The organism is Limnospira sp. PMC 1279.21 (assembly GCF_032349615.1).
Classification (GTDB): Bacteria; Cyanobacteriota; Cyanobacteriia; order Cyanobacteriales; family Microcoleaceae; genus Limnospira; species Limnospira fusiformis.
Map to the genome: position 1 here is coordinate 1 of NZ_JARPLU010000545.1, position 448 is coordinate 448.

Here is a 448-nt window from a genome sequence, read left to right on the forward strand (position 1 = left end):
GGATACCGCCTCTGTTACCTTAACGGGTAATAGTGCTATCGTCGCATTGTCCGGCCATAGCCGGATAAATGTCGCGTAAATGTATCAGGGGGCTTTCCGGCTAACAGCTAAACCTTACCAAAATGGTAGCTAGTGTGAGCCCCATTAGGGTAGAGAAAAGTGCAAACCACAGAGACATCAGGGTTATAAGCAATTAGCATCTCTTGCAATTTCATCTGTTTCCAATCGGATAGCATGGAATCAAGACTACTCATGGGACGATATTGGAATTGCCATTCTTCCAACTCTGTCGAGTTATTCTCCAACTGGCGCAACAGCACCACTGTTCCTTTTTCCCCACTGTTTTTATAGCCGCGATCGCCGATTTCCGATATTTTATCGGCATTGGCTTCAATCACGTAAAACTCCTGGGAGGGTTGGAAGCTCCGTGATTGATCACGGAGAGGAG

1 protein-coding gene is annotated in these 448 nt (G+C 46.7%); it reads right to left on the reverse strand.

Going from position 1 to position 448, the window contains the following annotated elements:
- Positions 1-107 precede the first annotated feature (107 nt).
- Positions 108-398 (reverse strand): hypothetical protein, encoded by a 291-nt coding sequence (locus tag P5683_RS25870; RefSeq protein ID WP_046318535.1) that lies wholly within the window; start codon positions 396-398, stop codon positions 108-110.
- Between the last annotated feature and the right edge of the window lie 50 nt (positions 399-448).